Genomic DNA, 9,531 nt, shown 5'->3' with positions numbered 1-9,531 from the left:
TGAGCAACTATTAGTTATTGGCTAATAATAAAAAGCCGCTCAATTGAGCGGCTTAACAGTCATACGGTGTTAACTCATTAAGGCGTAACCTGAGTCACTGTTACTTTAGGCTGACTTGGATCAGGACCTGAAACCGTAAATTTATAGGTTCCGGTGTTTTCAATGGTCAATTTTAGGTTAGCACCCGAGCGACCTAAGGCTTTCTTGCTATCTAAGGCCACAACTTGATCGTCGCCTAAGGTGCCAAAATCAACCGTAGACCAATCAGCTGAAGCCACTTTAAACTCATAATCACCCGCATCGATGGCTATTTGGGTTTCGTAAGTGCTATTTCCCATATAAGCCACCTCATCAGACTCTCCCCAACCATTAAATGCACCACGAATAAACACGGCGGTCTCGCCAAACATTTTTGCATTGAAAACAGCAATAGTTGGCGCATTGATATCAGCGGCATCAAACAGGAAGGTATAACGTCCATCAACTGGAATAGTAATAGCAATGTTGCCCCCGCTCCTTCTAGCGTCTTTGAGGTTACCAATACTTGAAGAGGTATCAGCATCGGCCGCGCCATAATCGACTGTAGACCAATCTGCTGAGGCAATTTTGAATTCGTAATCGCCAGCCGTGATATCAAAGGTCGCCATATATTGTCCGCCGACTTCATAAGACATTGGGTTATTTTCACTCCAACCATTAAACGCACCACGCACAAATACGGTGGTAGGATGGAAAGGCTCTTCGTAATCAACATTGATGATTGGCGCCTCAGTATCACTCGCATCCAAACTGAATTTCAAAGTAGCGTCTTCAGACAAGGATAATTTTAAGTTAGCGCCGCTTCGACTTAATGCTTTATCGCTACCTAGGGTAATATCTTGATCGCTTGCACCAAAGTCCACAGTTGACCAATCTGCTGAGGCCACTTTGAATTCGTAATCGCCAGCTGGAACGCTAACAATTGACTCGTACACGCCACTGCCGGCGTAGGTCATTTGATTAACCTCACCCCAGCCATTAAATGCACCGCGAACCATTACGACTGTACTTCCGAACGGCACGACATCCGGCGCGCCAGATGTAGCATACGCCGAGAGTCCTAGCCCTTGTTCACCACTTTGCGCTTTAACAAACACAGCAGTGGTTAAGGCCGGAACGGTAAACGTTCCCTCACCTTCGCCAGGGCTAAAATAAGCACCGCGCACGGTAGGATCGATTGACGATGCCAAGATCTGATGTAATTCAAAACCGCTGGCAGTGGGCACAGTGTGAGAATGTTCTTCATAACTGGAGTTAATAACCACCACCACAGCATCCACCATGGGATCTAAGTCAGGGCGAGTCGCTTCGTCACTGCTTGTTATGCCATCGTCGATGCTCATGACAATCAAACCTTGGGTTTGACGTTTGCCGATGTTATGAAAACCGATTCGATCGATAATATCCGCAGCCGTAGTGAGCCTGAATAACGCAGAGCTGCTACGAATACTAAGCAGTTCGTTGAATACCTCAGAGGCAAACTCAATTTCAGTCATACTTGCCGCTCGCTCTGGGCTATTCATGAATTGACCAATCTCTTCCCAACGAGCTTGGTTATCTTGTGCCAAAGGCAAACCGACATTCCAGTTATTGGTGGCCATAGTAAAATCTACATAGCTGAACCAATCTCCAGAATCGTAGGTATTTCTATCCATAGACTTAGAGCGTAAAAAGTCACCACCTATTTGCAAAAACGGAATACCCTGTGCCATTAAGGGAATGGTTGCGGCAATGTTTTGCGCTCTTACACGTTGAGCTAAAGTCAGATCATCCGGAAGTACATAATTTAATTGATCCCACAGGGTTTCATTATCATGTTTTGACACGTAGTTAATGATATCGCCAGGATCAGTCGCGTAGCCACCTAGAATATTTGTGGTAGTCGCCACATCATTAAAATCTTTCAATACGTAGTTTGTTAAGGTGCCGGCCAAACTCATTTTTATTCTGTCTTGGGCAGCAAGTGCATCGTTACTGGCTTCTTTACTAAAGATATGGCCTTGACGTACGGCCTCTCTAATGCGGTCGTTGTAGGTACCAATTTCGGTTCCGGCCATATTAATTTGCGTGGCTTGCTCGTAACCTCTGTCAGCTTTATTCCAGCCTTCGCCATAAAAATACGTATCCTCATCAACGGCTTTTACCGCATCAAACAAACGGATCATTGTGGCCTTGGTGGCTTGGCTCATAATGTCAAAACGGAAAGAGTCGAATTTATATTGGCTGGCCCATTGAATCAATGAGTCTTGCATTAACTTTTCCATCATCACATTGCGTGGCTCGGTATCATCGCAGCAAGTTTCACGCACGATAGCGCCAGTATCAACTTCATAGCGGTGGTAGTAGCCAGGCACAACTTTGTCTAATACTGATTTACCATTTAGTTCTGAAGCATTAGTGTGGTTGTAGACCACATCAAGGGCAACACGTAAGCCGATTTCATGCAGCGCCATATTCATCGCGCGCATTTCTTTAATGCGTGTTACACCTTCGGGATTAGAGGCATAACTGCCTTCTGGCACATTGAAGTGGTATGGATCGTAGCCCCAGTTAAATTGATCAACACCGCGCATTGCTTCGGCTAGCGCTTGGGCTTTACCTGGTTCAGAAATTGAATCATAGCTTGTAAATAATTCTGCTAGCGTCATGTTTTGAGATACTGATGAGTCTTTACAGATATCTGCTGATTGATTCAATCTACAAAGTGCATTTAAGGTACTGGACAGATTAACGGTTTTAGTCACATCTTCTTCGATGGTGGCAATATCATTAGCCGGTAGCATGTGAAAATGAGTTAAGCCTTTCTCGGCTAATTTTTTTAAGTGTTTGACGGGCGCGCTGTCCATCTCAGTGAAAGCGAGGTACTTGCCACGATTGGCTGCACTTGTGCTTTCATCACGGATACTAAAGTCTCGGATTGCACCTTCGTATATAACCGCATCTTCAAAGTTAGCTATGGTTGGAACAGTTTGCGTTTCCCAGCCGTCCGGCTTTAAATCAGCGTCATTTAAGTTAACAAATTGAGAAAAACGGCTATTGGTTGATAAGCTCACAGAATAAGGATCAGTAACTAACAATACTTGTAAGCCTTCTGCCTTAGGATGATAAACCGTCACTTCAAAACGATATAAGGCTCGATCAAGCTCGCTGCCACCAGTGTAGGTCCAAATACCAGTGTTATCGTCCAAGGTCATCGCTGTTGACGAAGCAAGAGTCTTGTTGGCGTTATACAGATTTAGCTTCACACTTTGCGCTGTCGGTGCCCACAAAGCGGCAGTGATAGTGCCATCGTCACCGTAAATCGGACCAAGTTGCGCTTCATCAGCATCCTCTTCACCGCGGGTGTATAAGTTATCTAATACATTGGCGATTTGGATACCTGTGGCACCATTAATTAATCCTTCACTGTCATACGAGGCTAAGACGGCTTGTGCTTTTAGCACTTGCTTCGCATCCTCAGCCGTCCATTGACCATGAAACGCATGTAAATTCGCAAGGTGAGGCGCAAGCGCTTTTTGCTCATCGGATAGCGTGACTTCTTCTAACTCGATTGCTGTGCCGTTTAAACCAGTTTCAAGATCTACGGCTAAATCGGCGGCGGCGGAGTAATGCAATTTCACGGTACTGACTTTAGTGAAATCTACGTCCCACAATAAGGTATTGGCATCTAACCAATGAGCGGCTTGCCCTTCAATTTTTACTGGTTGAGGTCCAAGAGAAACAATTGGAAATTCAAAAATTGAGGCCTCCCCCGAAAAAACAAAGTTCATGCGTGTAAAAGTAGGATCGTCCTGAGAGAGCGGCATTGTGAAGTCACCCCCGCCCATTTCTTTTTCATCCCCCTTATGAATAATAAAATTACCACAAGCCCCTGGTGTACCGGCGTATCCGGGTTTTAATTCTACTATCCAATACGCGCCATAGTTAGGGTCAACCCCGTTATGTACACGACCATTGGCCCAATCCGTATCAGAAGCAGCATAGGCATCGCAGGCGCCAGCAACACTCCACGTGTGCAAACGATACCCCTCATAAGAGGGGTCGCCAGCGACATTTGTTGCCCCCACTGCTGCTCGGTTGTAATACAACACAGCTTGGGAGTCAGTCGGAAAAACGCTAGGCGCTGGCGCGGTTGGGTCTGCACCTACAATACACCCATCATTGGTTTCGTTAGGCACAGTAGGAGGTGCACAATTAAATGGCGGCGGAGCTACACACATTGTGCCAGCGGCATTAGGCACCGTTGGCACACTACAGGTTAATAATTGGTTTGAGCCGGATTCGACCGACGAACCACCACATCCTGCTAAAACAACTGCAGTAAATATGAGCAAGACGCGGCTTAACATAAGGGGGTTTATAAACATAGGGGGTTGCTCCGATGTCATGGATAGTTTGCTTAACAAAGCCACACAATTTGGTAGATTTGACAATTTTCTGCCGCTAAGCAGCTGACTAAATGAACTAATAGTTAGAATACTCATAATGAATAGGTCACTCCTAAGAAGTACTGAGTACCAAAAAATTGAATGGTCCCTGTTAAGTCTTCTTGTCCAAAATAGCTACGGGTAGGTTCATCGGTTAGGTTATTGATTTGAAATACTACACCTAGGTTTTCATTGATGTCGTAGGCCGCTTGCAGGTCCACCACTACTTCAGAAGCAAAATTGACAGTTTGCTCGTTTACAGCCACTTGCTTAGAGACAAACGCATCTCGATAACGGGCACTCACTCGTGTTTCAAAACCTTCGTACTCCCAAAAAACAGTGGCCTGAGCCACATTTTCCGACAAACCTGGTAGCTGAATTGAAAATACTGAGTCGGTCAACGTGCGGGTGATTTCACTTTCAGTGAAGGAGTAACTGGCGTTCATACCGAGGCCTGACCACGCCCCAGGTAAGAAGTCGTAAATTTGCGTATAGGTCAGCTCGAGACCTCGAATATAACCGCCGCTGGCATTATTTACTGCCGTGTCATAGCGACCATTTTCAGTAGGAACGATTACCGATAGCGGATCCCCATTCTCATCCCTTGCTCTTACTGGCGTGGCGCCTGGCGAATCGGCCTCAACAAATACGGGTACCGACACCTCAGTAGGTACCACAAAGCCATTACCAGCAAAGTCATAAGGTTCGAGTGATATGTCGTCTACAAATGATTTAATGTCTTTATAAAACAGAGCTGCGACAAAAGCGCCGTCAGTTTCGGTAAAGTAATATTCATAAGACACATCATATTGGTCAGCATAAAACGGCCGCAAGTATGGACTGTTGCGGCTGTTACCATTGATTTTAGCTGTTGGACTAGACAGGATGATTTCACCGGTGTCAGGGTTTTGACTCGCACTTACAGTTTGAACGTTAGTAGTTGTGTTAGCTGCAAAGCGGTTGATAGGTGCGCGCCCCATCACTTTTGCCGCAGCAAAACGCAATTGCTGGCTTTGCGTTAAACGGAAATTTAAATTTAATGAAGGTAGATAGTCGGTGTAAGTATCGCTTAATAGAGCTGGACGAAAGAAGCTATTAATTAAACCTGCATCATCAGTGATGTATTGTGCGCCGCGCGTAGGGTCGCCAACGGTGACTTCAACTTCATTACCATCCTCATCAAAAACGGTCTCGGTGGTACTGACATCTTGTAGCGTTGTTGAGCTTTGGGTTGACTCAACACGACGAATTCCAATATTACCGGTGATAGGCAAACCCGCGATTTCAGTGTCGATATTGGCCATCAAATAAGCGGCGGTTACTTCTTCGAATACGTCGCCACTCTCTTGCATCGACCAAGCCGTATTGGGCCCTTCATTGCCGGTTGGACTGTTAATCACGCCGGGATGACCCACCCCCCAAGTTTGCACAGGCTGCGGAATGCCAGAAGGAAACCAAGCGCTCAAGGCTTTGTCTAAATCAATGGATAAATAATTAGGAAAATATGCAAATTCACTGCCCCAACCTACACGATTCACCATATCGTCAGTCAAGCGTAGCGGTGGTTGGCTAACTGAAAAGGCAGAGTCGTTACCGTATTCAAACACCGACCGATCGTTATTGTATTCTCGATCAGAGTATCTGGCGCCAAATTCAATAGAAGAGATAAAGTCGTTATCAAGCTCGTACTTCACGTCAAACCGATACGCTTTAAGTTCATCTTTATTTTTAAAGGGGTAAATACCGTACTTACTGACCATAACTCGGTCTATATCACTGAATGCGTCGGCTTGATTAAATGCTAAATCCGGTAAGTTGAGGCCATTTAACAAATAAGACAAAGAAATGTTTTTATCAAACTGTGGATTGGTAGCAGTAGCGTCTTCCCCCACTAAACTCCATAACAAGCCATTTTGAAAATCACTTTCAGCCTTGGATAAACTCACATCAAAGGTCATGCTCAGGTTATCAGTTGCTTGCCAGTTTGCCTTAATTCCTGCACTAAAAACTTGATCACTGTCACGGTTATCATCATTGACTAACTCAACACGGGTAAAGCTACCTGAAGTGCGATTGAATGCGCCGCCAATCACATGATTATCTTTAATCACGGGATTGGCGATAGACACCTGACTGCCACCTAATTTTACCCGAAACCCGCGCGCAAACTCCTCAGATTCAAACTTAGATAAAAACACATCTGTTTTTAGTGTGAAATTATCGGTGGGCGCCCATTCAAGGGCAGCCATATAACCGTCTCGGGTTTCAACACCACCTTGGTGCTGCATTTCAAAACCTTCGCTGATTTTCTCATAACCCGCGCATGGCTCTGTGGCCAAACAGGTAGCACTGACGTTTTCAATATCACCGGCTAAACCATCGACATCGGCTTCGGTGTTATACGCTAAGCCAATAAATTGAGTTGATACACTAGGCTGGTATAAACGCGCGTATCCTAAGGCTAAGCCTAGTGTTTCGTCTAAAAACTTAGTTTGATATGACACACTAAAACGATGGCCATATTGCTCAGCGTCAGAGACTTCACTGGCGCGATCGTTGAACATGCCTCGGGCATTGATATTGAACTTGTAATCACCGTCGATACTTAAGGGACTGGCTGTTTCTAATTCTACCGTACCCGCTACACCGCCTTCAATTAAGGATGCTTTTGGCGATTTATACACTGCAGCGGAGGAAATAAGTTCTGAAGGATATTGGTCGAATTCAATAGAACGGGAACCACTGGTGGACACTTGTTCACGTCCGTTTAAGGTTGAAAAAACAAAGTCCCCTGACAAACCGCGAATGTTTATTTCGGCAGCTTGGCCACCAGTACGTACCGCAGAAATGCCTGGCAAACGCGTTAAGGCGTCCGCCATCGACACGTCAGGTAAGCCCCCCAAGTCATCCGCAGAGATCTGCTCTGATACGGTATCGCCAAAGCGCTTTTGGTTTAATGACTGAATTAAGCTAGTAGCAAAGCCCCTAACCTCAATTTTTTCAATCTCCTCAGAAGGCGTTTCGCTTGAGAGTGGTTTTATCTCAACGTCGGCTTCCTGTGCGTAAACTGGTAGATTAATAATTGCCATACCACTGGCAACCAACGCTGCCGTTATTAAACTGGGTCTAAATTTTTTCATTTACGTGTCCCGTTTCCGTTATTGTCAGATGGTTGTCGAATGCGAAAAATTCCCCGAACCGCAACCACCCCTATTTTTCTAACGGAATATTAACGCCCAGTTAACAAGTGCAACAACCTCGTGCATACGTATTCAATCCCTGCATACGTATGCAGATGAAAAGGGTAGGAAATGTGTTTGTGATGCGTCCGCCCTACTCTTCTTGAATAGCTGAAAAGGGAGTAAAAATAGCAAGATAATGAAGGAATTAACCCTCACCTATCGGCTCAAACGATGAGCGAGCGGCAACTATAGACGTTCAAGATTATGTTGATGAGCACTAAAGTTGAGGGAGCAGCCGTGTAAGAAGGACTTAATTTTCTGGTCTACATACAAGTCACCAGTGCCAGGCTGTTTATCAGCTATCGGGGGGAATGCGCCATATCCTGCCAGTAAACAATGCCAGGATACCGTGCCAAAATGGCTTTCTAAGTTTTGGCGTTTTATCTCTTGTTCTAAATCTTCACGTCGATACCATACTTCTAACAATTGAATTAATGATTCAGATAAATGCGGGTTGTTGCGATTTGCACGCCAATACTCAGAATCATTGCGAGTATTTATTTTATAATGCGCCACGATATAGTCTCGGACCCGCTCAAATCGCTCGGTTACTTTTTGATTGTACTGGGCTTGGAATTGTTGGGTAAAATTACCAGCACTAAAGTCATCGATAAACATCTCGATGCATATTTGCACCAAATGCAAAGCGGTGGCTTCGAGAGGCTCAATAAACCCCTGTGCCAAACCCAAACCAACGCAGTTATTCTGCCAATGCGTCTCTAAACATCCTACTTTCATTTTTAAATGACGGCAATTATGTTCGTTTTCCATCATATTGAGATGTTGACGCAATTCAGTTTCAGCTTGCTCACTATTAATAAAATCAGAGCTATATACATAGCCATTGCCGAATCGATTGGTCAATGGAATTTTCCAGCACCACCCGTTACTTAGCGCCGTTGCAGTGGTTTCAACGGGAATAGCTGAACTGATTGTACTGGGCATAACTACTGCTGCATCATTGAACAAATTATTGTGGTAAGACTTGAACTTCACCCCTAATTGCTGTTGCATGAGTAAACTCGAAAAACCACTGCAATCAATAAACAGCTCTGCACTTATTCGCTCGCCGTCAGCACATAGTAAGTGTTTTATATCACCGTTAAGCTGTTTTTCGATGCCTGAAATAAAAGCTTGTTTATGTATCACACCCAATTTTTTTCCGTGCTCTTTTAAAAAATCACCCAATAAATAAGAGTCAAAGTGATAACCATATTCCATCCTAAATGGAAAGTGATCCGGTGTAATGGGCCCTTTATTTTGTTGGGCGAGCACTCCATTTAATAAAAAATCAGCGGGACTGGTGTGAGTAGCTAATCCTAAACGCCGTGTGCGGCAATTCATAAAAAAAGCACCTTGAGAAAAGGTATCTAATTGTGAAATAAAAGGATGACTGTAATCATCAATACCCGACTGTGGACTCCAACCTGCAAACTTAATATTTACTTTGTACGTCGCATTGCATCGACTCATCCAATCAGATTCAGCAATGCCCAACATTTCAAAAAATCGTTTTAATGTAGGAGTGGACCCCTCACCTACTCCTACTATGCCTACTTCAGGAGACTCAACCAACACTATTTCGATGGGTTTATCAGTCCAATGATGTGCAAATAAATTTGCTGCCATCCACCCTGCAGTCCCACCACCGACGATACAAATCCGCATAAACAATTCCTAGAAACACGTTGGTCACAAGCATACTAAAACCCACAAACAAAAAAGACCCCTTAAGCAATGAACTTAAGGAGTCTTTTAAACTCACTATTTTCTAATAAAAAGAATAGTTGAAGTTGAGCATGTACGAGGGTCCAAACTGACGA

Annotated in this window: 3 protein-coding genes; all 3 read right to left on the bottom strand. The window is 44.5% G+C overall.

Annotated elements, in window-relative coordinates; genetic code table 11:
• Nucleotides 1-77 precede the first annotated feature (77 nt).
• The 3 genes from NWQ57_RS16440 to NWQ57_RS16430 all read right to left on the bottom strand — a co-directional run bounded on the left by NWQ57_RS16440 (nt 78) and on the right by NWQ57_RS16430 (nt 9,376).
• Nucleotides 78-4,406, bottom strand: a complete 4,329-nt coding sequence (locus NWQ57_RS16440) for an alpha-1,6-glucosidase domain-containing protein (protein ID WP_306023251.1) — start codon at nt 4,404-4,406, stop codon at nt 78-80.
• Nucleotides 4,407-4,519: 113 nt separating this feature from the next.
• Nucleotides 4,520-7,606: a TonB-dependent receptor gene (locus NWQ57_RS16435; protein ID WP_306023250.1), complete on the bottom strand. Its 3,087-nt coding sequence runs from the start codon at nt 7,604-7,606 to the stop codon at nt 4,520-4,522.
• A 288-nt stretch (nt 7,607-7,894) separates the two neighbouring features.
• Entirely contained in the window at nt 7,895-9,376 is a 1,482-nt protein-coding gene (locus NWQ57_RS16430; RefSeq protein ID WP_306023249.1) for a tryptophan halogenase family protein, read from the bottom strand.
• Between the last annotated feature and the right edge of the window lie 155 nt (nt 9,377-9,531).

It is taken from the genome of Paraglaciecola sp., assembly GCF_030730205.1.
Taxonomy (GTDB): domain Bacteria; phylum Pseudomonadota; class Gammaproteobacteria; order Enterobacterales; family Alteromonadaceae; genus Paraglaciecola.
Note: the sequence above shows the minus strand (reverse complement) of the source record. Positions and strands in the feature narration are given on the sequence as shown.